Genomic DNA, 25,900 nt, shown 5'->3' on the forward strand with positions numbered 1-25,900 from the left:
TTCTCAAAATGCCGTTCCCTCCCCGTCTTTATCGTATTTGTTCATCAGAACCATCGACAGGATGATGAAGATCATCAGGACTGTGGAGAGTGCACTTCCGGCATTCCAGTTGTTGGTCTGTTTGAACTCCTGCTCGATGACGTTTCCGATCAGAAGGATCTTGCTTCCGCCGAGCAGGTCGGAAATAACAAAGGTTGTAAGCGCCGGGATGAATACCATGGTAATACCGCTTACGATACCCGGCGTGGTGAGCGGCAGCGTTACTTTCAGAAACGTCTGCACACTGTTTGCTCCGAGGTCCCTTGCTGCGTTGATGACATCACGGTCGATCTTAATCAGAACATTGTAGATCGGCAGAACCATAAACGGCAGGAAGTTGTACACCATACCGAGAATGATCGCTCCCGGCGTATTGATGATGGAAATGCCAGGTAGATGGAAAAACGCGAGGATGCTGTTGATGACGCCGTTTTTCTCAAGCAGTGTCTGCCATGCAAGTGTACGGAGCAGAAAATTCATCCACATCGGGAGAATGAAGATCAGCACAATAAAGCTGGTCTGATTGACATTCCGGTTTGCCAGAATCATGGCAAGCGGATAGGCAAGCAAAAGACAGAGCGCGGTGCTAAGAAGCGACAGCCACAGCGCCAGGCCGAGTGCCTTGATGTTTTCCTTCGTCGCAACGTAGGCGAAATTCGAAAGGGTAAAGCCGCCTTCTTCCCCGGTGAACGCATAGTAGAGAATCAGGATCAGCGGGATGATGATGAAACCGGCAGCCCAGACGGCATACGGTGCTGCCAGCCATTTCTTTAATTTATTACTCTTCAATGGCTGCCGCCTCCTCATCTTCGGATTCCGGTTTGTTCATAATCTGGATATCGAACGGATCGACGTGAATGCCGACTTCCTGTCCGACCGGGAACAGATCGGTGGAGTGAACGAGAAGTTCGAAGCCGTTGACGGCGACTTCCATCTCGTAGTGGACGCCTTTGAAGATCAGGTGCGTCACACGTCCGCGGATTGTGCCTTCCTCCGGTTTTACCAGGTCAATATCCTCCGGACGGATTACAACATCGACAGGCTTGTTTTTGCCGAATCCGACATCGACGCACTCGAATTTCGCGCCGAGAATCTCGACGAGGCGGTCCTCAATCATAATACCGTCAAGAATGTTGCTGTCGCCGATGAAGTCTGCAACGAATGCGTTCTGCGGCTCATTGTAAATATCCTCCGGTGTACCGATCTGCTGGATATATCCCTGGTTCATGACAACGATCGTGTCGGACATCGTAAGGGCTTCTTCCTGATCGTGGGTAACGTAGACGAAAGTGATGCCAAGCTCGTTTTTCAGGCGGATCAGCTCGTACTGCATATCCTGTCGGAGCTTTAAGTCGAGCGCACCGAGCGGCTCATCAAGAAGCAGAACCTTCGGCTCGTTGACAATTGCGCGCGCAATAGCGATTCGCTGCTGCTGGCCGCCGGAGAGAAGCGCCGGGGAGCGGTTCTCGTATCCCTCGAGGTTGACGAGTTTTAAGGCGTATTTGATTTTGTCGTCGATATATGCTTTGGATTTTCCCTTGATTTTCAGCCCAAAAGCGATGTTTTCCGCAATCGTCATATGCGTGAAAAGAGCATATTTCTGGAACACCGTATTTAACTGGCGTTTGTTCGGCGGAAGCTGGGTGATATCCTGTCCGTTAAATAAAACCTTTCCGGCATCCGGCGTCTCAAAACCGCCGAGAATACGTAAAGTCGTTGTTTTTCCGCAGCCGCTCGGGCCAAGGAGAGTAAGAAATTCGTTTTCACGGATATAAAGATTCAGATCATCCAGAATGGTAACTCCGTCGTACGATTTTGTGATATTGACCAGATCAAGTAATTTGGTACTCATGTGTAAAATGCTCCTTTCGGGTTGTTTATTTTGGAGCACCGTTTTTCGTGAAAATCACGCGGTGCGGAAATCTAAAAATAAGGCGGTGAACTGATCCAGAGAATGACAGCGGGCGTTTTGCCCGGGTTTTCCAGATAGTGGTTACAGGAGGCGGGGTAGTAAAAGCTCTCGCCTTTCTTCGCCTTATGGCACTCGTCCCCGAGATGAACGAGGACACGGCCGGAAAGTACGTAGCCGAATTCTTCACCTTCGTGCGGCGAATCAATCTCTGTGCAGGCGCCGCTCTGCAGCGTCAGCCGGATTGGCTCCATTCTGTTTTTCTGCGCGTTCGGAATGATCCATGCGATTTCATTGCCCTGCGCTTCGTCGGTTTTTACGAAGTAATCTTCTTCACAGAAGACAACCTGATTGTCCTGTTCCTCCCCGAAAAACGTTTTTAAATCCGTTCCGAGGCACGTCAGTACATCAACGAGTGTGGCAATGGAAGGAGAAGTCACGTCGTTTTCGAGCTGGGAGATAAATCCCTTTGACAGCTCGCTACGATCCGCCAGTTCTTCCTGTGTCAGACCCTTGCGCATGCGCAGTTCCCTGATTTTCTTTCCGATTTCCATAAAAAATCCTTTCTGTATGCTGCATCCTTACCGGGATTTTTCCGGAAATAAGATTCTCAGGAAATCTCAGTAAAAATAAACAAGAAGTTTAGTAATTCTATACAACCACGGGGAATTATACAGGATATCAATCGTGGTGTCAATAACTTTGTGAATTTTTACCATGATTTTACAGGGAATCTCATATAATGAAGATGAAGCAGACAAAAACCGGCCCCAAAAGCGTGACCGGCTTTTCCATTTTAAAGATTTATTTGAAAGAAAAACAACAAAGGGGGACTGGAGTTTGACCAGAAAAAGAAGAAACAGGGCGGGATTTTTTCTGGGAATCCTGCTTCTGATTTTTGGAAGTTTGCCTGCGGCTGCTGCCGAGCAGGAGAGTGAGCCGAATCAGCTGTTTGCAACAGCAGCATGTCTGATGGACGGAGATACCGGTCGTGTGCTCTTTGGAAAACGCGAGACGGATCCGATGGCGATGGCGAGCACGACCAAAATTATGACGTGCATTCTGGCGCTGGAAAACGGAGAGGAAGAGACCGTTGCGACAGCATCTGCCCAGGCGGCAGCGGCACCGAAAGTCCATCTCGGTGTGTACGAGGGCGAGCAGTTTCTGCTTGGCGATCTATTATATTCCCTGATGCTGGAATCACACAACGATGCGGCGGTGATGATCGCAGAGACCATCGGCGGAAGCATAGAGGGTTTTGCCGCGCTTATGAACGAAAAAGCCGCTGCAATCGGCTGTACGGATACACATTTTGTGACCCCAAACGGTCTTGATGCTTCCGATGCAGGCGGGGACCACCATACGACCGCGGCTGATCTGGCGCGGATCATGCGCTACTGTATTAAAACTTCACCGAAAGCCACCGAATTTCTTGCCGTGACGCAGACGAGATCCTACACGTTCTGGGATCTCGAAAAGAAAAATATGTTCAACTGCTACAACCACAATGCCCTGCTGGATCAGATGGAGGGAGCCATTTCCGGAAAAACCGGTTTTACGGCAAAAGCGGGATATTGCTACACGGGAGCACTGGAACGGGACGGGAAGTGCCTGATTGTAACACTGCTTGCATGCGGCTGGCCCAATCACAAAAATTACAAATGGGCGGATGCCGCAAAACTTTTAAATTACGGGCTGGAATCGTATACGTACCGGGATGTGCTGGACCACAGCTGGAAGCCGGGACGGATAGAAGTAACAGACGGTGTTTATGACGGCCTGCTGCAGACGAAGAGCAGCGCCAGTCTTAGCCTTGTAAGCCCGGCGCTTGACCCGGCGCGGTCGCTTCCTGTTCTCTTAAAAGAGACAGAAATACCGAAAAAAGACATTTTTTTACCGGAGCTCATCGAAGCCCCGGTAAAGAAAGGAGAAAAGGTCGGTTCGGTGACGTACTCGATGGATGGAATACTTCTCGCGGAATATCCCGTCTACGCCGCCGAAACGATTGAAAAAATTGATTATAGATGGTGCATGGAACAGGTCGCAGAGCGCCTTTTCTGTCACGCTTCGGTATGAGTCACCTTTGCAAGAGTTTCCTTCGAAAGAATTTTCCGGATATTGCAGAGGAACAGCGTAACGGCAGTGACAACAGAGCATACATCTGCGATCGGTTCCGCATAGTAAACGCCCATAACGCCGAAGAAATGCGGCAGAATGAGTGCGAGCGGGATCAGAAGAATGACTTTCCGGAGCAGTGCGATAAAAAGAGAAATCTTCGCCTGGCCAAGACCGAGGAAGGAACTCTGTACACCGCTCTGCAGACCGAAAATTGCCATGCCGGCAATGTAGACCGGAAGCACTTTTACCACAATAGCAATCAGCTCCGGATCTGTGGTGAAAAGGCCGGCAAAAAGAGCCGGGCGGAGCATCGCGAACACAACGTAGACGAAAGCAGCGGTAAACGTGATGGCGATCATGCGCCGGATCGTCTGGCGGACGCGGTCAAACTGGCCGGCACCAAAGTTGTAGCTGATGATCGGCTGCACACCGTTTGTGAAGCCGTTGACTGGTACGAAAATCAGCTGCAGCACCGACTGGAGAATGGTCATCGAGCCGACATAAAGATCGCCGCCGTACGTCTGCAGTCCGTGGTTCATGACGATGGTGATGGCACTTTCCGTTGCGGACATGATAAACGGCGAGATGCCGAGCGCCATGACAGAGCCTAAAATAGCAAAATCCGGCTTCATCGTGCGCGGGGAAAGGCGGATGCCTGATTCTTTCGAGGTAAGGAACCGCAGAACCCATGCGGCACTCAATGCCTGGGAGAGAATGGTAGCGAGTGCGGCACCGGAAACACCCATGTGAAGAACGAAGATGAAAACCGGGTCAAGGCCGATGTTGACAACCGCGCCGATGAGGACGGAACACATCGCCGTGCGCGCGTGTCCCTGACAGCTGATAAAGGTATTCAGTCCGACAGATAGTTCAACAAATACAGTTCCGACAAGATAAATCGAAATATACGTGGAAGCATATCCGATCGTGTTGTCACTTGCGCCGAAGAGGTACAGAAGCGGTGTCTGAAAAACAAAGAAAAATGCCATCAGAAGAACAGAGAAAAAGAGCAGCAGGGAAGTAGAACTTCCGAGGATCTTTTCTGCGCGTTCCCGGTTTTTCTGTCCGAGTGCGATTGCAGCAAGGGGGGCACCGCCTCCGCTTGCAAATCCGGCGAATGCGGAGATGATGGTGATAATCGGAAATGTGACGCCGACACCGGTAAGCGCTAAAGAACCGACATCGGGAATCCGGCCGATATAGATGCGGTCTACAATGTTATAAAGTACATTTACAATCTGTGCGAGGACAGAGGGAAGGGCCAGCTCGAGCATCAGTTTCCCGATTTTTTCGGTGCCGAGGCGGCCGTCTTGCTTGGTCTGCATGGAAAAACCTCCTGTTTTTTTGGTGATGAATCGCATATTTTTCTGCATCCTTTTCGTGGACATTGCTTCTATTATAGCTTTTCAAGAGCAATCCTGCAAGAAAAAAACAGGAAACTTACAGATCCATTGTGAAAGTCTACAGGCTTTTTCCGGAAACGCGAAACAGGGTGTACGGAAAGCAAAAAATATGGTACGCTATAGAATGGCACGAAAGTAGTTTCGTGAAAAATAGAAAACAGTGTAAATAGATGGAGGAAAATCATATGCGAAATCTGTTAGTAGCGCAGTCCGGCGGTCCGACCGCGGCGATCAATGCAACGGTGGCAGGAGTTGTTTCCTGTGCGGTGCTGTCCGGAAAAGTAGATCATATTTATGGTGCAGTAAATGGAATTGAAGGCGTGCTCGCAGAAAAATTTCTTGACCTTGGGAAACAACTGGATTCAGCAGAAAAAATCTCACTTCTGATGCAGACACCGGCGGCGGCGCTTGGTTCCTGCCGTTACAAACTGGGGGACCCGAAAGAGAATACAGAGGATTTTGAAGAGATTCTCCGGATTTTTCGCAGACATGAAATCCGTTATTTTATCTATATCGGCGGAAATGATTCGATGGATACCGTAGACAAGCTGTCAAAATACTGCAAAGAGAACGGTGTGGAGGATGTGTTTGTTGTCGGCGCACCAAAGACGATCGACAACGACCTCGTCGGAACGGATCACTGCCCGGGCTTTGGCTCCGCGGCAAAATATCTGGCAGCAACCTTTGCCGAGCTGGAAAGAGACTGCCACGTCTATGAGAAAAAGGCAGTTACGATCGTGGAGGTTATGGGAAGAAATGCCGGATGGCTGACTGCAGCGTCTGCTCTGTCCCGCGTCAACGGCGGAGAGGGACCGAATTTGATTTATCTCTGCGAGCCGGCGTTTGACACCGAGCAGTTTTTAAAAGATGTGCAGGAAAAACTGGAACAGAAGGACAGCGTTCTGGTTGCAATCAGCGAGGGCATTCACGACAGCGAGGGCCGCTACGTGTCCGAGCAGGTGCAGAGTGATGCACAGGATCAGTTCGGGCACAGCTACATCGCAGGTTCCGCCAAGGTACTTGAGGAGCTGGTGCGTGACCGCATCGGCTGTAAGGTAAGATCCATTGAGCTGAACCTGATGCAGCGGTGCGCGGCCCATCTTGCGAGTGCGACCGATCTTGAAGAGTCCCGTATGCTCGGCATGAAAGCCTGCCAGTGCGCACTCGAAAAGCAGGGAGGACAGATGGCATCGATCCGGAGAATCTCTGCCGATCCTTACCGCGTGGAGTACACATCCGTTCCGGTATCGGAAGTGGCAAACAAAGAAAAGAAAGTACCGCTTTCCTGGATCACAGAGGACGGACACGATGTGACAGAGGAGATGATGGCATACCTCCGCCCGCTGATCCTCGGCGAACCGGCGATGCAGTACGAGAATGGAATTCCGGTTCACATTGAACTGTATTAAGCAGAATAAAACCGTGTAAGAAAAGCTGCTGATAGGCGGCTTTTTTTATGCGGTGCGGAAAAAAGACAGAATTTTTTGGAAAAGAACGGGTCGGGAAAAATTAAGTTTGACCTTCTATTTATAATAGGTAAAATCTGAAATTTTTCTGTCTGTTTTCTGTCAAAAAGGTGAGAAAAAGTATTGAAAAAAAACGAAAAAACAGATATGATAGACTTGTATAAAATTTGTTTAAAATTTTATAATGAAAATAGAAAGATGGAGGTTTGAAGAATGAGTAACACAGCACAAAGTTTAGCGAGCACAAGAATCGCCTCTTTGCTGGATGAAAACAGCTTTGTGGAAATCGGCGGACAGATCACTGCCAGAAGCACAGATTTCAACATGGCCGGCATGGAGACACCATCCGATGGTGTAATTACTGGTTACGGTGTGATCAACGGCAGCCTGGTATACGTATACAGCCAGGATGCGTCTGTGATGGGCGGTACCATCGGCGAAATGCATGCAAAAAAAATCGCGAGACTGTATGAGTTTGCACAGAAAACAGGTGCTCCGGTTATCGGACTGGTAGACTGTGCCGGTATGCGTCTGCAGGAGGCAACGGATGCTCTGAACGGTTTCGGCGAAATCTATATGGCGCAGGCAATGGCATCCGGAGTGATTCCGCAGATCACTGCAGTATTTGGTACCTGCGGCGGCGGTATGGCTCTTATCCCGGCTATGACAGACTTCACATTCATGGAGTCCAAAAACGGAAAACTTTTCGTAAACTCCCCGAACGCACTGGACGGAAACCACGTATCCAAATGTGATACCGCATCCGCAGATTTCCAGGGCGAAGAAGCAGGTCTTGTTGACTTTGCTGGAACCGAGGAAGAAATCCTCGGACAGATCAGAAACCTGGTATCTATACTTCCGGCAAACAACGAGGACGAAGCATACACTGAGTGCGAGGATGATCTGAACCGTGCATGTGCAGACCTTGCAAACTGCGCAGGCGATACCGGAATCCTTCTTTCCCAGCTCAGCGACAACGGCATCTATTTTGAGACCAAAGCCGCTTACGGAAAAGATGTTGTAACCGCATTCATCCAGTTAAACGGAGCAACCGTAGGAGCAGTTGCAAACCGCTCTGAAATCTACGGCGAGGACGGAACTGTAAAAGAGAAAATGGATGGAACCTTAAGCGCAAGAGGAGCCAAAAAAGCAGCAGATTTCGTAAACTTCTGCGATGCTTTCTGCATCCCGGTACTTACCATCACAAACGTAACCGGATTCAAGGCAACCAAATGCTCTGAGAGAACCATGGCTAAGAACGCAGCAGCCCTGACCGCAGCTTTCGCAAACGCAACCGTTCCGAAAGTAAACGTTGTTGTCGGCAAAGCATACGGAAGCGCATACGTTGTCATGAACAGCAAATCCATCGGAGCAGACATGGTATTTGCATGGCCGAACGCAGAAATCGGAATGATGGATGCAAAATCTGCAGCAAAGATCATGTACGAAGGATCTGATGCTGCTACCATCAACGAAAAAGCAGCAGAGTATGCAACACTTCAGAACAATGTAACTTCCGCAGCCAGAAGAGGCTATGTGGACACCATCATCGAGCCGGAAGACACCAGAAAATATGTCATCGGCGCATTCGAGATGCTGTATACCAAGAGAGAAGACAGACCGGACAGAAAACACGGAACAGTCTAAGGAAGGTGGCATACGATGAGAAAGAACTGGAAAAAATTAGTAAGTCTCGTCCTTACCGCAGCCTGCACCATGGTTGTGACCGTTGCACCTGTTTTTGCAGATGCGGCATCCACACCGGCCTATTCACCGGTTGAGGCGTCTACTGTAGATTCCCTGCTCTCCTCCAGTGTTCAGTGGGTAGGACAGAGCCTGATGACTTACAGCGATGAAGATCTTGCAAACATGGAAGCTTCCGACCAGCAGTTCTATGCAAGAGCAGCTGAGGCATGGGAAGAAGCAAAAGCAGATCTCGGAGAGGTGGTAAGCCTTGAAGATGGAACGCTTGAAGTAGACGGAGACTTTGTAACCTGCACAATCCCGGGTGAGTTCGAGAAGAACCCTGGTATTGTCCGTGTATTCTGGAACATCAGCACCGGAACACCGGTTCCGACCGACCTCACCATCACCGTTGAGGAGTCAAAGGGCGTTCTGATCGGCCAGGCCGGCATGAACACCATCACCGGAATCGGCACCGTATTTGTTATGCTGATTTTCCTGATTTTCGTTATTTCTTCGTTTGATTACATTTTTGGAGACAAAAAGAAGAAAAAAGCACCGGCAGCTCCTGTACAGGAAGCACCGAAAGCTGTAGCAGCACCGGTTGTTGAAGAGACAGCACCGGAAGCAGACGATATGGAACTGCAGGCTGTTATCACAGCTGCAATTGCCATGTATGAAGAGGATATGGCTTCTGCATCCGGAGATGCCTATGTTGCACGTCCGATCCGCAGAAAAGGCAAAAGAGCTTAAGGAGGAAATTTTCAATGAAAAACTACACCATTACCGTAAACGGAAATGTATATAACGTAACTGTAGAAGAAGGAACCACAGCAGGCGCAGCTCCTGTAGTCAGCGCAGCAAAAGCAGCACCGGCTCCGAAGGCAGCTCCGGCAGCAGCACCAAAAGCAGCAGCACCGGCAGGCGCAGCAGGCAGCGTAGAGGTTACTGCTTCTGTACCTGGTAAAATCTGCAAAATCGAAGCAGCAGCAGGCACCGCTGTAAAAGCAGGAGATGCTGTTCTTGTACTGGAAGCCATGAAGATGGAAATCCCGGTTGTAGCACCGCAGGATGGCACAGTAGCAACCATCAATGTAGCAGTAGGCGATGCAGTAGAATCCGGTGACGTTCTTGCAACCATGAACTAATGCCCGTTGTAAGAAAAAACCGGAGGTGAAAAAATGATTACTGAAACTTTAAACAACCTGCTTCACCAGACGGCGTTTTTTAATCTGGACTGGGGCAATTACGTTATGATCGCAGTGGCTTGCTTCTTCCTGTATCTTGCGATTAAGCATGAATTTGAGCCGTTGCTTCTTGTACCGATCGCATTCGGTATGCTGCTTGTAAACATTTACCCGGACATCATGGCTGAGCCTTATACCGACGTACAGGGCCTTGAGCATGCGGGCGGTCTGTTCTACTACTTCTTCACTCTGGATGAGTGGAGTATCCTTCCGTCCCTGATCTTCATGGGCGTAGGTGCGATGACCGACTTCGGTCCGCTGATTGCAAACCCGATCAGCTTCATCATGGGAGCTGCAGCACAGCTTGGTATCTATCTGGCATACTTCTTCGCTATTTTCATGGGATTCAACGGAAGAGAGGCAGCCGCTATCTCCATCATCGGCGGTGCCGACGGCCCGACTTCTATTTTCCTTCTGAATAAACTCGGACAGCAGCATCTGATGGGACCGATCGCCGTAGCAGCATATTCCTATATGTCACTGGTGCCGATCATCCAGCCGCCGGTCATGAAGCTTCTGACCACAGAGAAAGAGCGTAAAATCAAAATGGAGCAGCTTCGTTCCGTATCCAAACTCGAGAAGATCCTGTTCCCGATTGTTATCACCATCGTTGTCTGCATGATCCTTCCATCTACCGCTCCGCTGGTAGGTATGCTGATGCTTGGTAACCTGTTCCGCGAGTGCGGCGTTGTAAAACAGCTTCAGGAGACAGCTTCCAACGCCATGATGTACATCGTTGTTATCCTTCTTGGTACTTCCGTTGGTGCATCTACAAGTGCGGAGGCATTCTTAAATGTCAGCACCTTAAAGATCGTTGCACTGGGCCTGATCGCATTCGTATTTGGTACTGCAGGCGGTGTCCTGTTAGGAAAAGTACTGTGCAAGGCAACACATGGAAGAATCAACCCGCTGATTGGTTCGGCAGGTGTATCTGCGGTTCCGATGGCAGCCCGTGTATCCCAGAAGGTCGGTGCTGAGGCAGATCCGACCAACTTCCTGCTGATGCATGCGATGGGACCGAACGTAGCCGGTGTTATCGGTACAGCAGTAGCGGCCGGTACCTTCATGGCGATCTTTGGTGTATAACTTCTTGAGACAAACACAAGTGAAAAACACTTCATTTAGGAGGATAGAAATGGCAGTAGAAAAGAAACCTGTCAAGATTATGGAAACTGTTCTGCGTGACGCACATCAGTCCCTGATCGCGACCAGAATGACAACAGAACAGATGCTTCCGATCATTGATAAAATGGATAAAATCGGATATCACGCAGTAGAGTGCTGGGGTGGCGCAACCTTTGATGCTTCCTTACGTTTCCTGCATGAAGATCCATGGATGAGACTGAGAAAACTCCGTGACGGATTTAAAAACACCAAACTGCAGATGCTGTTCCGCGGACAGAATATCCTGGGATATCGTCCATACGCAGACGACGTAGTAGAGTATTTTGTACAGAAATCCATTGCAAACGGAATCGATATCATCCGTATTTTTGACTGTATGAACGATCTGCGCAACCTGCAGACCGCTGTCAGCGCAGCAAACAAAGAAAAGGGCCACGCACAGGTAGCACTTTCCTATACCTTAGGAGATGCTTACACCCTGGAGTACTGGACCACCATGGCAAAGAGAATCGAGGAGATGGGTGCAGATTCCATCTGTATCAAAGATATGGCCGGTCTGCTCGTTCCGTACAAGGCAACTGAGCTGGTAACCGCGCTGAAAGAAGCAACCGATCTTCCGATTCAGCTGCACACCCACTATACTTCCGGTGTTGCATCCATGACGTACCTGAAAGCAGTAGAGGCTGGTGTTGATATCATCGATACCGCAATGTCTCCATTCGCTATGGGTACTTCACAGCCGGCAACTGAGGTTATGGTTGAAACCTTCAAAGGCACTCCATACGATACTGGTCTGGATCAGAACAAACTGGCTGAGATCGCAGATTACTTCCGTCCGATGAGAGACGAAGCGCTCGATACAGGCCTCTTAAATCCGAAGAACCTTGGCGTAAATATCAAGACTCTTCTGTATCAGGTACCGGGCGGTATGCTCTCCAACCTGACAAGCCAGTTAAAAGAGCAGCACGCAGAGGACAAATACTACGATGTACTCGAAGAAGTACCGCGCGTAAGAAAAGACCTCGGCGAGTGCCCGCTGGTTACTCCGTCTTCCCAGATCGTTGGTACCCAGGCTGTATTCAATGTCCTGATGGGCGAGCGTTACAAGATGGTAACGAAAGAGACAAAAGACGTTCTTGCCGGAAAATACGGTGCAACTGTAAAACCGTTCAATCCGGAAGTACAGAAGAAATGCATCGGCGATACCGAGCCGATCACCTGCCGCTACGCAGACCTGCTTGAGCCGGAGCTTCCGAAACTGGAGAAAGAGATCGAGCAGTGGAAACAGCAGGATGAGGATGTATTAACCTACGCTCTGTTCCCGCAGGTAGCTGTAGACTTCTTCAAATATCGTGAAGCGCAGCAGACAAAAGTAGATCCGGCAGCCGCTGACAAAAAAGACGGCGCATATCCGGTCTAAATAAAATCTGAGTAAAAAAATCAGCCGGTGTTCTGTGTTCCCCGTAAAAAGGGAATGCAGAACACCGGCTTTCCTTTTCAGCTTTTCAGCCATTGCGCCAGTAATTTATTCGTGTTATAATTCAAAAGATCGAGGTGTGTCCGAAAAAGAATCAGGATGCCCCCAAAAGAAGAAATGTGGATGCCGAACGGCATTTGCAGATCGGAAAAACAAATCAGGAAGAAAATAACATGAAAAAAGAAAAAGAACAGTCTTCTTCAGAAGAGCAGAAGGCAGCGAACGAGAATCTCCTCATTCGTCTGAATCAAAATTACGGAAAGTTGAGCAAAGGACAGAAGAGGCTGGCAGATTTTATTACGGCGCATTATGACCAGGCCGTATCGATGACGGCAGCGCGCCTGGGACAGCAGGTCGGCGTCAGCGAATCGACAACGGTTCGCTTTGCGATGCAGCTTGGCTACGCGGGATATCCGGAGTTCCAGCGCGCACTGGAGGAGATGGTGATGAACCGTCTGAATTCGGTGCAGCGGATGCAGTTTACGTATGGCCGCGTGCCGCAGGGAGAAATTCTGGAGACCGTCCTGCAGTCGGACATTGAAAAAATCAAGATGACGCTGGAAGAAGTGGACCGGAGCGCCTTTGAGCGCGCTGCGGATACGATTCTTTCTGCGCGGACAATTTACATTGTCGGCATTCGGAGCTGCGCGCCGCTTGCGAGCTTTCTGGCGTTCTATCTCCATATGATTTTCCCGGATGTGCGCCAGGTACAGACAAACAGTTCCAGCGAGATTTTCGAGCAGATGATCCGCATCACGGAGGATGATGTGGTGATCGGCATCAGCTTCCCGCGGTATTCGATGCGTACGATGAAGGCACTGGAATTTGCGAACAGCCGCAAAGCGAAGGTGATTACGATCACAGACAGTGTGCATTCACCGATGAATGTTTATGCAGCCTGTACGCTGATTGCCAAGAGCGATATGGCATCAATCGTCGATTCTCTGGTGGCCCCTTTGAGTGTAATCAATGCGCTTGTCGTGGCGCTCTGCATGAAACGCCAGGCGGATGTGAAAAAGACACTTGAGAGCATGGAAAAACTGTGGGATGAGTACCAGGTTTACAGCAACGATGAAATCAACGGGCTGGACGATGCACGTCCCATGGGCGGAAAAAAGGCAGCTCTGCCGGTAAAGGAGAAAGCATGAGAAAAGCAGCAGTAATCGGCGGAGGCGCCGCCGGAATGATGACCGCCGTGCTTGCCGCCGGCGAAAAGACAGAGATTCATCTCTATGAAAAAAATGAAAAGCTGGGAAAGAAGCTGTTTATCACAGGAAAGGGCCGCTGCAATGTGACAAACGACTGCCCGACAGAAGAGTTCTTCACGAATGTGGTGACAAACCCGAAATTTCTGTACAGCTCCGCCTACAGCTTTGACAGCGCCCAGGTACAGGAGTTTTTCGAAGCGGCAGGTGTCCGCTTAAAAGTGGAGCGCGGAAACCGTGTCTTCCCGGAGTCAGATCACTCCTCGGATATTATCCGCGCGCTGGAGACGGAACTGAAACGGAAAAATGTGCAGGTGCATAAGAATACAAAAGTAAAAGAGCTTCTTTTCGAAGGAGACCGCGTGAAAGGAATCCGCCTGGAAAACGGGAAAGAGCTTTTTTACGATGATGTCGTTGTCGCAACCGGCGGTATGTCGTACCAGACGACGGGGTCGGATGGAGACGGCTACCGTTTCGCAGAAGAGGCAGGACTTGCCGTCACTCCGCTCCGCCCGGCGCTGGTGCCGCTGGAAACAGAGGAAGCGTACATCCGCCAGCTGCAGGGACTCTCCCTGAAAAATGTGACGATGACGATTAAAAACGGCAAAAAGACGCTGTTCGATGGATTCGGCGAGATGCTGTTTACACATTTCGGCATTTCCGGCCCGCTGGGGCTTTCTGCGAGCTCCTACATCGGAAAAGCACTGGAACAGCAGCCGCTGAAAGGATATCTGAACCTGAAGCCGGCACTCACGGAAGAACAGCTGGATGCGCGGATCCTGCGTGAATTTGAGGAAAACCGGAACAAACAGTTCCGCAACGTGATCAACAGTCTGTTTCCGGCGAAACTGCTTCCGGTGATGCTCTCTCTTGGCGGGATCGATCCGTACAAACAGGTCAATGCCGTATCGAAAGCGGAGCGTCAGCACTTTGAAGAGCTGATCACGCATTTCCCGTTTACCGTAACCGGAACACGGGGCTTCCGTGAAGCAATTATCACACAGGGTGGTGTTTCCGTGAAAGAGATCCGTCCGGGCACGATGGAGGCAAAGAAAAAAGAAGGTCTGTACTTCGTAGGAGAAGTGCTCGATCTCGATGCACTGACCGGCGGCTTCAATCTGCAGATCGCCTGGGCAAGTGCCCACGCTGCAGCCGAAGAGATCCGGGCAAAGGCAGAACAGGAATAAAATATGGATCACAGATTTCAGAATTTTCAGGAGGAAGAGAGAAGATGAGTTTTAATCTTGCAATTGACGGACCGGCAGGCGCTGGCAAAAGTACAATCGCAAAACGTGTGGCAAAGGAGCTTTCGTTTGTTTACGTTGATACAGGAGCAATGTACCGTGCCATGGGCATCTATTTTTCAGATCTTGGCATTGCACCGGAAGAGCAGGAAAAAATTGAGGCAGCCTGCAAAGATGTGAAAATTTCCATTTCCTACGAAAACGGAGAGCAGCAGGTTTATTTAAACGGCGTCAATGTCACCGGAAAACTGCGCACCGAGGAGGCTGGAAAGATGGCATCTGCGACAAGCGCCTATCTGGAAGTACGGAAAAAACTCGTGGAGCTGCAGCAGGAGATGGCGGAGAATACGGATCTTGTGATGGACGGCCGCGATATCGGAACTGCTGTTCTGCCGAACGCACCGCTGAAAGTCTATCTGACAGCAAGTGCCCATGTCCGCGCACTGCGCCGCTGGAAAGAGCTGACCGAAAAGGGACAGACAGCCGATCTTGCGAAAATCGAGGAAGATATCAATGAGCGTGATTATCAGGACATGCACAGAGAGCATTCCCCGCTGGTACAGGCAGAAGACGCCGTACTCGTTGACAGCTCTGAAATGACGATCGATGAGGTTGTGGAAAAGATCTTAAGCCTTGCCCGCGAGCGTATGTAAACGCAGCAGAGAAAAGAGGAGAAGAAAAACAGATGGAAGTAACTGTTGCAAAAAGTGCAGGCTTCTGCTTCGGCGTCAAACGGGCGGTCGATACGGTATACCGTGAAATTGAGAGCGGTGAAAAGCCGGTCTACACCTTCGGGCCGATTATCCACAACGAACAGGTTGTGGAGGATCTCGAAAACCGCGGCGTGCAGGTGATCCATTCGGAGGATGAACTAGAGGGGCTTTCCGGCGGAACCGTTGTGATCCGGTCGCATGGCGTGTCACGGGATGTCTGTGAAAAGATCGAAGCGCGCGGCATGAAGATCGTAGATGCGACGTGCCCGTTTGTCAAGAAGATCCACCGGATTGTGGACGAGGAGGGCAGAAAAGGCCGCCACGTCGTCATCATCGGAAGCGCGGATCATCCGGAGGTGCAGGGCATCATGGGATGGACGAGCGGCCCGGTTACCGTGATCCATACCGCCGAAGAAGCGGAAAGTTTTGTGCCCGAAAATGGAAAACCAATATCTATTGTGGCACAGACGACATTTAATTACAACAAATTTAAAGATTTAGTTGAAATTTTTTTGAAAAAGAGTTATGATAGTACTGTTTTAAAGACTATCTGCAACGCTACCGAGGAAAGACAGACGGAAGCGAGAGCAATTGCCAGGAAGGTTGATGCCATGTTTGTCGTGGGAGGCAGACATAGTTCAAACACGCAAAAGCTGTATGAGATATGTAAAGAAGAATGTAAAAATACTTACTTTATAGAGACACTCGTTGATTTGGAATCTAAGCCTTTTCAATCATTTGGTCGCGTAGGTATTACAGCTGGGGCATCCACCCCGAATAAAATAATTGAGGAGGTTCAAAAAATGTCAGAAATGAGTTTTGAACAAATGCTGGATGAATCATTTAAAACAATCAGAAACGGAGAAGTCGTTGAGGGTACTGTAATCGATGTCAAAGACGATCAGATTATCCTGAATATCGGATACAAAGCCGATGGTATTCTTACCAAAAACGAATATTCCAACGATTCTTCCATCGATCTTCACACCGTTGCACAGCCAGGTGACAAAATGGAAGTCAAAGTTCTGAAAGTAAATGATGGAGAGGGACAGGTCCTTCTTACTTACAAGAGACTTGCTGCTGAAAAAGGCAACAAGAGACTCGAGGAAGCATTCGAGAATCATGAAGTTCTGAAAGCAAAAGTAACACAGGTACTGAACGGAGGATTATCTGTAGTTGTTGAGGAGACCAGAGTATTCATTCCGGCCAGCCTTGTATCTGATGTATATGAAAAAGATCTGTCTAAATATGCCGATCAGGAAATTGAATTCGTTATTACCGAGTTCAACCCGAGAAGAAGACGCATCATCGGTGACCGCAAACAGCTCATCGTTGCTGAGAAAAAGAAACTGCAGGAAGAACTGTTCGCACGCATCGCAGCTGGCGATGTTGTAGAGGGAACTGTTAAGAATGTTACCGATTTCGGCGCATTCATCGATCTGGGCGGAGCTGACGGACTGCTTCACATCTCTGAAATGTCCTGGGGCCGCGTAGAGAACCCGAAAAAAGTATTCAAAGTTGGTGAGACTGTAAAAGTTCTGATCAAAGACATCAACGGCGACAAGATCGCTCTTTCCTTAAAATTCCCGGAAGAGAATCCGTGGCTGAACGCTGCTGAAAAATACGCTGTAGGCAACGTAGTAGAAGGCCGTGTTGCCCGTATGACTGACTTTGGTGCATTCGTTGAGCTTGAGCCGGGCGTAGATGCTCTGCTTCATGTTTCCCAGATCTCCAGAGAGCACGTTGAGAAACCGTCTGATGCACTGAAAATCGGACAGGAAATCACTGCAAAAGTAGTTGATTTCAACGAGGAAGACAAAAAAATCTCTCTGAGCATGAAAGCTCTGGAAAACGAAGAGCCAGTAGAAGAGTAAGAATAATTTAACTTGCAGGTGCTGCAGTTGGATGATTAGAATGCCGCAGACAACCGGGTTTCCTGAACGGACAGGAAACCTGTTGCCTGCGGTATTTTCTTATCATCCTGTTTTTGGCACCGGAAAAGAAAAAGGGGATGAAAGTTTATGTGGGAGATGAAGATTCTGGGTGTGGATCTGTACCACGTTCTGGCATGGTTCTGGCTGTACAGCTTCTGCGGATGGATCTGGGAGAGTTCCTATGTATCGATCCGGCAGAAAAAACTGGTCAACCGCGGTTTTGTCAATGGTCCGCTGCTGACGCTGTACGGCACCGGCGCTGTTATGGTATACCTGATCCTGCGCCCGTTTGAAGCGAACGTCTGGGCACTGTATTTCGGAGGTGTCATTGTAGCGACGGTTCTGGAATATGTAACCGGCGTGCTGATGGAGACCATTTTTCATGCGCACTGGTGGGACTACAGCAACCAGAAGTTTAATTTTCAGGGAAAGATCTGCCTCAGCAGTTCGATTGCCTGGGGATTCTTTACACTGGGGCTGTTCTATATTCTGCAGCCGATTGCCGTGAAAGTAGTGAATCTTGTTTCGGATACTACAGGAGAGATCATTGTTTCCGTTGTTACCGTCTGCTATCTGGCAGATTTTGGGTTTTCCGCAGCCGCAGCATTCCAACTGGGACAGAAGATGCGCAGTCTGGAGAAAACGTGGGGAGAATTTCTGGAATATCTGCAGAAATCCCGATTTAACCAGCTTGCTGAGGAGATGAGTGCGAAAATACAGCAGTATCGTGCAGAGTACTCCAGAGATAAGATGAAAGAATATCTGGCCGAGAAGCGCCAGACACTGTCTGAGGCAATGGAGCAGATGCAGAAGCTGGAGAAGGAGCGGAAAGAAGCCGAGGGAAGAAGAAATCCGCTTTCCGAGTCGAAGAACCGCCTGATGGAGTTCGGAGCAGAGCAGAAGGAACGCCTGACCGGGTTCGGAGCAGAACAGAAAGAGCGCCTGGCCGAGTTTGGAGCGGAACAGAAAGAACGTCTGACCGAATTTGGAGCAGAGCAGAAAGAACGGTTTGCGGCGCTTGGATTTGATGTGCGCAGCGATAAGATGCCGGATCTTAAAGAGCTGCTGGAGCGCTTTGACCAGATGACAAAACCGCAGCTTCCGACCAACTGGCTGATGCGCCTGACAACGAAACGTTATCTGCGCGCCTATCCGCATCTGCAGGGAACGCATCATGCTTCTCTGAAAAAGGAAGAAAAAAAGGCAGAAGAGAAAGAAGAGAAAAAATAAAGGACTGCCTGGAAAGGACAGTCCCGGAAAAACGGCCGTGCATGCAAAAACGTGTACGGCTGTTTTATTTTCTGGTTTTGCTATCGCCTTTGAAAAAGAGCTGAAGCTCGGAGCAGAGATACTCTTTCAGGAGATCTTCCTGCGAAAGAAAGGCATCGGACCACTCAAAATAGTAAGGGCGGCTTTTGAAATCCTCGCGGAAGGCCGGGTTGAAAAACTCTTTCTGCTGCGGAAGAAATGTACCGGTCCGCCGCTGATAGCAGTTGGCAGCCTTTGCTTTCTGACGGTGTTCCGGATCGACAAACGCGCCAACGCTCTTGTGAACAGCCTGATCCTCCAGCGGAAGATAATAGTAATTCTTATAGTCCGGGAAGAAATATCTCAGCTCCGCCGTATGCGTCTGCAGGGAGAGAGAAACCCGTGAACCAAAGGCTGTAAGAGAACCATCCGCGCAGACACGGGAGAGGAAAACCGGAACTTCCCGCTCGGGCTGCAGTGAAACTTCCAGTGTCTGTCCGGTAAAACGACACGACTGGACAGAAAAATCGCCGTGAAACAGACCAGGAAGCGCGAGCAGTTCCAGAACAGAACCCATACCGAGGATATCCTCATAATTGTGAAGAAACAGGAGTTCCAGCTTCTTTTCATCCAGTGTCTGAAGATAGTCGTGGTAAACAGAAATCAACTGCTTTCCGTCAAGCTGATCCTTCCGTGGGAATGAGAGATACTGTTCCACACTTTTCTGTTTCAGCGAAGAAAGTCCCAGGATTGACTGAAACGGGCGGAGTACCTGGTAAAGATCCAGGGATGCGATCGACGAAAGTGGATCTTCCATCTGATAAAACAGTGCTTTGTGTGTGAGGTAAGGAAGATCAAATGTCGTTCCATTAAAATGCACCAGCCGCTTCGCGTCAGAAAGAAACGTGAAAAAAGAGACAAGCATCTCTTTTTCTTCGGTCGGTCGATCAAGAAACCACTGGCGCAGTGTGAAAGTATCCGCGGCCGGGTCAAAGAACAGCGCACCAATCAGATAGAGATGTGAGGTACGCCAGGAAAGGCCGGTCGTCTCAATATCGAAAAAGACATCGCCGTTTCTCAGATACATCTGAAGATCGGCAGAGAGAGCAGCGGGGGTAGAAACGATGATCTGCATAAGGTTTTTTGTCTCCTTTGAAAAACTTTTTTTGGATCTAAAGATATTATAAGACGAAAAAATCTGACATGCAAGAAAGACAGCGACTAATCGTTGCGTGATGAGAAAAGTTCTGCTATAATAGAATGTGCGTTCGCTTTCAAAAAAAGAAAACGGCGCTTTGGAGGAAAAACATGATTGCATTTATCAAAGGAACCGTAGATTCTCTTTCGGAAGGAAAAATGATTCTCGAAAGCCATGGAATCGGCTATGAACTGAATATTCCAGCGAGTATGTTCGACGCAGGCATCCGGGAGGGAGAAGAGTTAAAGATATATACCCACATGAGTGTGCGGGAAGACGGAATTTCCCTGTTCGGCTTTCTGTCCCGCGAAGATCTTGAAATATACCGTATGCTGATCGGCGTAAGCGGCATCGGACCAAAAGCGGCGCTTGCAGTGCTGTCCACGCTTACGGCAGACAATCTGCGCTTTGCCGTCCTCTCGGAGGATGTCCAGGCGATTGCCAAAACACCGGGCATCGGAAAGAAGACCGCGCAGAAGCTGATTCTGGAATTAAAAGACAAATTCGACCTGCAGGAAGCGTTCGAGCAGAAGCTGGCAGGAAATCAGGCGGCTGCGGCGGTACGGCAGGCAGGCGAACCGGATACCTTCCAGGATGCGGTACAGGCGCTGACTGCGCTTGGCTACTCCGGAACGGAAGCACTGCAGGCAGTAAAGAAAGTCGAAATCACCGAAGGCATGGACAGCGAGGCTGTGCTGAAAGCGGCATTGAAGCATATGTTTTAGCAGATGGTCCTAAATTGTGGAAGAAGGAAACCTTATAACGATGGAAAGAAGAATTATCACAACTGACGTTCTCGAGGAGGACGTGAAAATCGAAGGTTCGCTCCGTCCCCAGCACCTGGACGACTACATCGGACAGGAAAAGACGAAAAAGAACCTGAAAGTATATATTGAAGCAGCAAAACAGCGAGGTGATGTTCTCGATCATGTGCTGTTTTACGGCCCTCCGGGACTTGGAAAAACAACGCTGGCGGGCATCATTGCAAATGAGATGGGAACCCATATGAAGGTGACGAGCGGCCCGGCGATCGAAAAACCGGGTGAGATGGCAGCGATCCTAAACAATCTGCAGGAGGGCGACGTCCTGTTTGTTGATGAGATCCACCGCCTGAACCGCCAGGTCGAGGAGGTTCTTTACCCGGCGATGGAGGATTTTGCGATTGATATCATGATCGGAAAAGGCTCTTCGGCGCGCTCGATCCGCCTGGATCTGCCGAAGTTTACGCTGGTCGGCGCAACAACGCGTGCAGGTCTTTTGACTGCTCCGCTCCGCGACCGGTTCGGTGTCATCCACCATCTGGAATTTTACACGGAGGAAGAATTGGCCAACATTATCCTGCACTCCTCAAAAGTACTGAATGTGGAGGTGGATCCACAGGGAGCGCTTGAGATGGCGCGCCGTTCCAGGGGAACACCGCGTCTGGCAAACCGGATTTTAAAGCGTGTCCGCGACTTTGCCCAGGTGAAATACGATGGAAGAATCACAAAAGAGGTCGCATCATTTGCCCTCGATCTGCTGGAAGTAGACCGTTACGGACTGGATCAGACTGACCGGCTGCTTCTTACCACCATTATGGAAAAGTTCCAGGGCGGTCCGGTGGGACTCGATACCCTGGCAGCATCGATTGGAGAAGATGCCGGCACCATCGAGGATGTTTACGAGCCGTTCCTGATCAAGTCCGGATTTATCAACCGCACTCCGCGCGGAAGAGTGGCAACGGAATTTGCCTGGCACCACCTGGGGCTGGAGGCACCGCGTAAGATCGAAGAGTAAAAGCCCTGAATCTTTCATTTTCTGTCGCTTTTTGCAGAAAAAGGTTGTTTTTCTTCCTTTTTCGGTATATGATAGGTTATATTAGCCGGGAGTTTGGTCCGGTTAAATTCAGTGGAGGAAAAGCAAAAGAATGGCTGTAAAAAATACAACACAGGTTTTAATAGATGGAAAAATTATCACACTGGGAGGCTATGAGAGCCCGGAATATCTGCAGAAAGTAGCTGCTTATCTGAATCAGAAGATCAGCGAACTTTCCCAGTCAGCCGGATACAACCGCCTGTCGGTGGATACGAAGCACACACTGCTTGCACTGAACATTGCAGACGACTATTTCAAAGCAAAAAGCCAGGTAGATACCCTCGAAGAGGATATGGAAGCCAAAGACCGGGAAACCTACGATATGAAGCACGATCTGATCGCAGCGGAAATCCAGGCCGGCGATCTGAAAAAAGAGCTGGAAGAGAAACGAATCGAGCTGGAACATGTACGCGGCGAGATGGAAGAACTGCAGCGGCAGCTTGATAAGGCAAATAAGGATCTGGAAGATTTATTAAAAGCGTAAAAGAAGGAAAAAACGGGGGATTGCGGAACAGGTAATCGCCCGTTTTTAGGAGATAAAGATGAAGACAGAATTATTAGCACCAGCCGGTTCGATGGAAGCGTTAAAAGCAGCGGTTTCCGCCGGTGCGGATGCCGTCTATCTCGGCGGAGCCGCATTCGGCGCAAGAGCGTATGCAAAAAATCTGGATGAGCAGGAGATTCTCTCAGCCATCGATTACGTCCATCTGCGGAACCGGAAACTGTATCTGACGGTCAACACCCTCTTAAAAGAGGAGGAACTGGAAGAGAAACTGTATCCGTATCTGCGTCCGTACTATGAGCAGGGACTGGATGCCGTGATTGTCCAGGATATGGGCGTTTTAAAGGCGGTCCGCTCCTGGTTCCCGGATCTCGACATTCATGCGAGCACACAGATGACAGTGACAGGATCTGCGGGAGCGCGTTTCCTGGAGAGCCTTGGCGCAACGCGCGTGGTGCCGGCCCGTGAACTCTCGTTTGCGGAGATCCAGAAAATCCACCGGACGACCAACCTTGAAATTGAATGCTTCGTCCACGGGGCGCTCTGCTACTGCTATTCGGGACAGTGCCTTTTTTCCAGCCTGATCGGCGGAAGAAGCGGAAACCGCGGAAGATGCGCGCAGCCGTGCCGTCTGCCGTACGAAGCGTACGATAAAGACAACCACCGCATGGGGGAGCCGGGCGACCGCTATCCGTTAAGCCCGAAGGATATGTGTACGGTAGAACTGCTGCCGGAGATTGTAAAATCCGGGATTATGTCCCTCAAAATCGAAGGCAGAATGAAAAAGCCGGAGTATACAGCGGGCGTTGTCAGCATTTACCGCAAATACCTCGATCTGTACGAGAAAAAGCCGTCCCGTTTCCGCGTCCTGCCGGAGGACATGAAAAAGCTGTATGAGCTGTATAACCGTGACGGTTTCAACAAAAGCTATTATACCGTAAGAAACGGACGCGATATGATGGCGCTGAAGAACGAAAAAGAGCAGGAAAATAAAAAGAAACAGCGCAGAAATGAGCAGCTCTTTTATGAGATCCAGAGAGATTATATCGAGACAGAGGCAAAAGAGCCGATTTCCGGCTTTCTGACCCTGTATCCGGGCCAGCCGGCGTTCTTAAGTGCAGAAAGCGGAAAATACAGCGTAACAGCAGAGGCGGGCATGGTAGAACCGGCAAAGAAGCAGCCGCTGACCGAGGAACGCGTAAAAACACAGCTGGAAAAGACAGGCGAGACACCATTCTATTTCAAAGAACTCGATGTCTGTATGGATGACAACTGTTTCGTGCCGATGCAGACGTTAAACGAGCTGCGGAGAGGCGTTTCGGACCAGCTGGTGAAAGAGATGACAGAGCCATACCGCAGAAAAGCAGCGGAAAAGCCGGAACAGGAAGCAAAAGCATCTGGAAAACCGGACCAGGAGAGCAGGGCAGAAAAGAAAATGGAGCTGACCGCATCTGCCGAGACGAGAGCCCAGTGGAATGCGCTGCTCGAGATTCCGGAGATCACGACGATCTACGCCGGCATGGGATGCTTCAAACGGGAAATCTTCGAAGAGCAGGCGGAAAAAGGCATCCTGCAGGCGAAAGAACTGGGAAAACAGGTTTATCTGATGCTGCCGCACGTTGTGCGTGAAGGCGATCTGAAGGAATACCGCGACACGTTCCGCTGTCTGAAGGAGATCGGTCTTGGCGGTTTCCTGATCCGCAATCTCGAAAGCTTTTCGTTTTTGAAAGAGATGGGAATGGAAAAGGATATCCGGCTCGATTACAGCGTTTACACGTACAACAGCCGTGCGCAGGCATTCTGGCAGGAGCAGGGCGTGCAGCGTGATACCGTTCCGTATGAGCTGAACGAGCGGGAAATCGGAAAACGTGACAATACGAACAGCGAAATGGTGGTCTACGGCTACCTTCCGATGATGGTTTCCGCCCAGTGTGTCCAGAAGAACCTGAACGGCTGCAATCACAGTTATTCTCTGGTACGCTTAAAAGACCGGATGGGAAAATACTTCCCGGTGAAGAGTTACTGCACCTCATGCTACAGTGTGATCTACAACAGCCTTCCGCTCGGTCTGGTAAAAGAAGCCGATGAGATCCGGTCCATGCATCCGGCTGCGGTGCGGCTGAATTTTACCATCGAGACACTGGAGGAGACAAAAGAAATCGCCGCTGCGTTTGCTGGAACGTACTGTAAAGGAATCGCAGTTCCGGCCGGCCAGGAATATACCAAAGGCCATTTCCACCGGAAAGTAGAGTAAACGGTGAGAAAAAAATAAGGGGAATTTATGGAAAATACCATTGTTCAGTTATCAAAATATGTGATTACCTTCCTCATGATCTGTTTTACCGTGCAGTCGTTTGCTGCACTCAAAGAGCGGGATGAGGATGAGCGCCATTACATTCTGATGCGGCAGATCATCATGATCATTCTGATGAATTTCATCTGTTTCTTCGTGATGTTCCTGCAGGAGGGCGAAGTATCAACGATTCAGATGTTTCTGCTCACGATGGCGTATATCCTGGGCGTACAGATCCTGTACCGCCTGATTTACCGGAAAGCATCGATGATCCTGGTAAACAACATGTGTATGCTGCTCTCAATCAGCATGATTATTCTGACGAGACTGAGCGTGTCAAAGGCGATGTCCCAGTACAAAATTCTGGCGGCATCCACACTGCTCTGCTTCATCATTCCGGTCATTGTCCGAAAGGGCAAGTTCCTGAAAAATCTGACCTGGATTTACGCTGTGCTCGGAATTGCCATGCTTTCCGTCGTCATGGTGCTTGGCTTTACTTCCGGCGGTGCGAAGCTGTCGATCGAAATCCACGGCATTACGTTCCAGCTCTCCGAGATTGCCAAGATCACACTCGTGTTCTTTATGGCAGGCATGCTGCGCGAGGATAATTCCTTTGGAAACGTTGTGAAAGCAACGGTCATTGCGGCAGTTCATGTGCTGATCCTTGTTGCATCCACCGACCTTGGAACTGCGTTCGTCTTCTTTATGGCGTACGTGGTTGTAATCTATGTGGCAACGAGAAAAGCCAGATATCCGCTTTTGGGACTTGCGGGAATGAGTGCCGCCTGCGTTGTGGCGTATTTCCTGTTTTCACATGTACGGAACCGTGTGGCACTCTGGCAGGATCCGATCGGAAACTGGGATATCAGCAGTCAGTTAGCACAGGGCCTCTTCGGCATGTGCTCCGGCGGATGGTTCGGAACCGGCCTTTTCGAGGGACGGCCTGACATTATCCCGGTTGCAACGAAAGACTTTATTTTCTGTGCGATCTGTGAGGAGATGGGCATTATCTTCGGAATCTGCCTGATTCTGCTGTGCATGTCCACATTCCTTCTGATTATCAATATTTCCATGAAGATGAGCAAACGGTTCTACAAACTGATTGCCATGGGTCTTGGAACGGAATATGCGACACAGGTGTTCCTCACCATCGGAGGAACCATTAAATTTATTCCTATGACAGGTATCACGCTGCCGCTGGTCAGCTATGGAGGAAGCTCCATGTTCTCCACGGTGCTGATG

At 49.7% G+C, this 25,900-nt stretch carries 22 protein-coding genes; 17 read left to right on the plus strand and 5 right to left on the minus strand.

Annotated features, from left to right (window positions below; genetic code table 11):
- Positions 1-3 precede the first annotated feature (3 nt).
- The 3 genes from ACY2VW_RS07600 to ACY2VW_RS07610 form a co-directional block, all read right to left on the minus strand.
- Complete coding sequence (locus ACY2VW_RS07600) at positions 4-846, minus strand: ABC transporter permease (protein WP_055218051.1); 843 nt, start codon at positions 844-846, stop codon at positions 4-6.
- Positions 818-1,891, minus strand: a complete 1,074-nt coding sequence (locus ACY2VW_RS07605) for an ABC transporter ATP-binding protein (protein WP_461877639.1) — start codon at positions 1,889-1,891, stop codon at positions 818-820. The genes ACY2VW_RS07600 and ACY2VW_RS07605 overlap by 29 nt, the downstream gene beginning before the upstream one ends.
- Positions 1,892-1,962: 71 nt before the next feature.
- A complete protein-coding gene (locus ACY2VW_RS07610; RefSeq protein ID WP_461873074.1) occupies positions 1,963-2,502 on the minus strand; it encodes a helix-turn-helix domain-containing protein in 540 nt (179 codons plus the stop codon).
- A gap of 286 nt (positions 2,503-2,788) precedes the next feature.
- On the opposite strand from ACY2VW_RS07610, the gene ACY2VW_RS07615 reads away from it, so the two are divergent.
- On the plus strand, positions 2,789-4,024 hold the full coding sequence (locus ACY2VW_RS07615; RefSeq protein WP_461877640.1) for a D-alanyl-D-alanine carboxypeptidase family protein: 1,236 nt from the start codon (positions 2,789-2,791) through the stop codon (positions 4,022-4,024).
- On the opposite strand, the gene ACY2VW_RS07620 is transcribed toward ACY2VW_RS07615, so the two are convergent.
- The gene (locus ACY2VW_RS07620) at positions 4,009-5,391 is read right to left on the minus strand and encodes an MATE family efflux transporter (RefSeq protein ID WP_461877641.1); all 1,383 of its coding nucleotides are present in this window, start codon (positions 5,389-5,391) and stop codon (positions 4,009-4,011) included. The two genes, ACY2VW_RS07615 and ACY2VW_RS07620, sit on opposite strands and share 16 nt — an antisense overlap.
- A gap of 263 nt (positions 5,392-5,654) precedes the next feature.
- Between ACY2VW_RS07620 and ACY2VW_RS07625 the strand changes: the two genes are divergently transcribed.
- The 11 genes from ACY2VW_RS07625 (at position 5,655) to ACY2VW_RS07675 (ending at position 18,793) form a co-directional block, all read left to right on the plus strand.
- A complete protein-coding gene (locus ACY2VW_RS07625) occupies positions 5,655-6,878 on the plus strand; it encodes a 6-phosphofructokinase (RefSeq protein ID WP_461877642.1) in 1,224 nt (407 codons plus the stop codon).
- 270 nt (positions 6,879-7,148) lie between these two features.
- Entirely contained in the window at positions 7,149-8,582 is a 1,434-nt protein-coding gene (locus ACY2VW_RS07630) for an acyl-CoA carboxylase subunit beta (RefSeq protein ID WP_461877643.1), read from the plus strand.
- Positions 8,583-8,597: 15 nt separating this feature from the next.
- Positions 8,598-9,371 carry an OadG family protein gene (locus ACY2VW_RS07635; RefSeq protein ID WP_461877644.1) on the plus strand — a complete coding sequence of 258 codons (774 nt, stop codon included), beginning with the start codon at positions 8,598-8,600 and terminating at the stop codon, positions 9,369-9,371.
- A gap of 14 nt (positions 9,372-9,385) precedes the next feature.
- Complete coding sequence (locus ACY2VW_RS07640; protein WP_461877645.1) at positions 9,386-9,766, plus strand: biotin/lipoyl-containing protein; 381 nt, start codon at positions 9,386-9,388, stop codon at positions 9,764-9,766.
- 33 nt (positions 9,767-9,799) lie between these two features.
- A complete protein-coding gene (locus ACY2VW_RS07645; protein ID WP_022462333.1) occupies positions 9,800-10,951 on the plus strand; it encodes a sodium ion-translocating decarboxylase subunit beta in 1,152 nt (383 codons plus the stop codon).
- A gap of 49 nt (positions 10,952-11,000) precedes the next feature.
- Positions 11,001-12,410: an oxaloacetate decarboxylase subunit alpha gene (locus tag ACY2VW_RS07650; protein ID WP_177268987.1), complete on the plus strand. Its 1,410-nt coding sequence runs from the start codon at positions 11,001-11,003 to the stop codon at positions 12,408-12,410.
- A gap of 230 nt (positions 12,411-12,640) precedes the next feature.
- The gene (locus tag ACY2VW_RS07655; protein WP_022462335.1) at positions 12,641-13,615 is read left to right on the plus strand and encodes a MurR/RpiR family transcriptional regulator; all 975 of its coding nucleotides are present in this window, start codon (positions 12,641-12,643) and stop codon (positions 13,613-13,615) included.
- Entirely contained in the window at positions 13,612-14,859 is a 1,248-nt protein-coding gene (locus ACY2VW_RS07660; protein WP_461877646.1) for a BaiN/RdsA family NAD(P)/FAD-dependent oxidoreductase, read from the plus strand. Before ACY2VW_RS07655 ends, ACY2VW_RS07660 begins: the two co-directional genes overlap by 4 nt.
- Before the next feature lie 44 nt (positions 14,860-14,903).
- Positions 14,904-15,569 carry a (d)CMP kinase gene (gene cmk, locus ACY2VW_RS07665; protein ID WP_461877647.1) on the plus strand — a complete coding sequence of 222 codons (666 nt, stop codon included), beginning with the start codon at positions 14,904-14,906 and terminating at the stop codon, positions 15,567-15,569.
- A 32-nt stretch (positions 15,570-15,601) separates the two neighbouring features.
- On the plus strand, positions 15,602-17,503 hold the full coding sequence (locus ACY2VW_RS07670; RefSeq protein ID WP_461877648.1) for a bifunctional 4-hydroxy-3-methylbut-2-enyl diphosphate reductase/30S ribosomal protein S1: 1,902 nt from the start codon (positions 15,602-15,604) through the stop codon (positions 17,501-17,503).
- A gap of 147 nt (positions 17,504-17,650) precedes the next feature.
- Positions 17,651-18,793, plus strand: a complete 1,143-nt coding sequence (locus tag ACY2VW_RS07675; RefSeq protein ID WP_461877649.1) for a putative ABC transporter permease — start codon at positions 17,651-17,653, stop codon at positions 18,791-18,793.
- 64 nt (positions 18,794-18,857) lie between these two features.
- Here ACY2VW_RS07675 and ACY2VW_RS07680 read toward each other — a convergent pair whose 3' ends face one another.
- Positions 18,858-19,946: a ribonuclease H-like domain-containing protein gene (locus tag ACY2VW_RS07680; RefSeq protein WP_461877650.1), complete on the minus strand. Its 1,089-nt coding sequence runs from the start codon at positions 19,944-19,946 to the stop codon at positions 18,858-18,860.
- A 173-nt stretch (positions 19,947-20,119) separates the two neighbouring features.
- On the opposite strand from ACY2VW_RS07680, the gene ruvA reads away from it, so the two are divergent.
- From ruvA to ACY2VW_RS07705, 5 genes are all read left to right on the plus strand, one after another.
- The gene (gene ruvA / locus ACY2VW_RS07685; protein ID WP_461877651.1) at positions 20,120-20,734 is read left to right on the plus strand and encodes a Holliday junction branch migration protein RuvA; all 615 of its coding nucleotides are present in this window, start codon (positions 20,120-20,122) and stop codon (positions 20,732-20,734) included.
- Positions 20,735-20,774: 40 nt separating this feature from the next.
- On the plus strand, positions 20,775-21,785 hold the full coding sequence (gene ruvB / locus ACY2VW_RS07690; RefSeq protein WP_461877652.1) for a Holliday junction branch migration DNA helicase RuvB: 1,011 nt from the start codon (positions 20,775-20,777) through the stop codon (positions 21,783-21,785).
- A gap of 130 nt (positions 21,786-21,915) precedes the next feature.
- Positions 21,916-22,347 carry a cell division protein ZapA gene (locus ACY2VW_RS07695; protein ID WP_055226374.1) on the plus strand — a complete coding sequence of 144 codons (432 nt, stop codon included), beginning with the start codon at positions 21,916-21,918 and terminating at the stop codon, positions 22,345-22,347.
- Between the two features lie 58 nt (positions 22,348-22,405).
- Positions 22,406-24,619: a U32 family peptidase gene (locus ACY2VW_RS07700; RefSeq protein WP_461877653.1), complete on the plus strand. Its 2,214-nt coding sequence runs from the start codon at positions 22,406-22,408 to the stop codon at positions 24,617-24,619.
- 27 nt (positions 24,620-24,646) lie between these two features.
- The coding region (locus tag ACY2VW_RS07705; RefSeq protein ID WP_461877654.1) for an FtsW/RodA/SpoVE family cell cycle protein at positions 24,647-25,900 on the plus strand (1,254 nt) is incomplete at its 3' end.

This window comes from Fusicatenibacter sp. (genome assembly GCF_977045365.1).

What these genes read in the sequence shown, in the direction of transcription:
- ACY2VW_RS07650 (WP_177268987.1), top strand. Translation starts at nt 11,001, where the DNA reads ATGGCAGTAGAAAAGAAACCTGTCAAGATTATGGAAACTGTTCTGCGT.
- ACY2VW_RS07675 (WP_461877649.1), top strand. Translation starts at nt 17,651, where the DNA reads ATGTGGGAGATGAAGATTCTGGGTGTGGATCTGTACCACGTTCTGGCA.
- ACY2VW_RS07700 (WP_461877653.1), top strand. Translation starts at nt 22,406, where the DNA reads ATGAAGACAGAATTATTAGCACCAGCCGGTTCGATGGAAGCGTTAAAA.
- ACY2VW_RS07610 (WP_461873074.1), bottom strand. Translation starts at nt 2,502, where the DNA reads ATGGAAATCGGAAAGAAAATCAGGGAACTGCGCATGCGCAAGGGTCTG.
- ACY2VW_RS07640 (WP_461877645.1), top strand. Translation starts at nt 9,386, where the DNA reads ATGAAAAACTACACCATTACCGTAAACGGAAATGTATATAACGTAACT.
- ruvA (WP_461877651.1), top strand. Translation starts at nt 20,120, where the DNA reads ATGATTGCATTTATCAAAGGAACCGTAGATTCTCTTTCGGAAGGAAAA.
- ACY2VW_RS07605 (WP_461877639.1), bottom strand. Translation starts at nt 1,891, where the DNA reads ATGAGTACCAAATTACTTGATCTGGTCAATATCACAAAATCGTACGAC.
- ACY2VW_RS07635 (WP_461877644.1), top strand. Translation starts at nt 8,598, where the DNA reads ATGAGAAAGAACTGGAAAAAATTAGTAAGTCTCGTCCTTACCGCAGCC.
- ruvB (WP_461877652.1), top strand. Translation starts at nt 20,775, where the DNA reads ATGGAAAGAAGAATTATCACAACTGACGTTCTCGAGGAGGACGTGAAA.
- ACY2VW_RS07630 (WP_461877643.1), top strand. Translation starts at nt 7,149, where the DNA reads ATGAGTAACACAGCACAAAGTTTAGCGAGCACAAGAATCGCCTCTTTG.
- ACY2VW_RS07695 (WP_055226374.1), top strand. Translation starts at nt 21,916, where the DNA reads ATGGCTGTAAAAAATACAACACAGGTTTTAATAGATGGAAAAATTATC.
- ACY2VW_RS07645 (WP_022462333.1), top strand. Translation starts at nt 9,800, where the DNA reads ATGATTACTGAAACTTTAAACAACCTGCTTCACCAGACGGCGTTTTTT.
- ACY2VW_RS07660 (WP_461877646.1), top strand. Translation starts at nt 13,612, where the DNA reads ATGAGAAAAGCAGCAGTAATCGGCGGAGGCGCCGCCGGAATGATGACC.
- cmk (WP_461877647.1), top strand. Translation starts at nt 14,904, where the DNA reads ATGAGTTTTAATCTTGCAATTGACGGACCGGCAGGCGCTGGCAAAAGT.
- ACY2VW_RS07680 (WP_461877650.1), bottom strand. Translation starts at nt 19,946, where the DNA reads ATGCAGATCATCGTTTCTACCCCCGCTGCTCTCTCTGCCGATCTTCAG.
- ACY2VW_RS07670 (WP_461877648.1), top strand. Translation starts at nt 15,602, where the DNA reads ATGGAAGTAACTGTTGCAAAAAGTGCAGGCTTCTGCTTCGGCGTCAAA.
- ACY2VW_RS07625 (WP_461877642.1), top strand. Translation starts at nt 5,655, where the DNA reads ATGCGAAATCTGTTAGTAGCGCAGTCCGGCGGTCCGACCGCGGCGATC.
- ACY2VW_RS07655 (WP_022462335.1), top strand. Translation starts at nt 12,641, where the DNA reads ATGAAAAAAGAAAAAGAACAGTCTTCTTCAGAAGAGCAGAAGGCAGCG.
- ACY2VW_RS07600 (WP_055218051.1), bottom strand. Translation starts at nt 846, where the DNA reads ATGAGGAGGCGGCAGCCATTGAAGAGTAATAAATTAAAGAAATGGCTG.
- ACY2VW_RS07620 (WP_461877641.1), bottom strand. Translation starts at nt 5,391, where the DNA reads ATGCAGACCAAGCAAGACGGCCGCCTCGGCACCGAAAAAATCGGGAAA.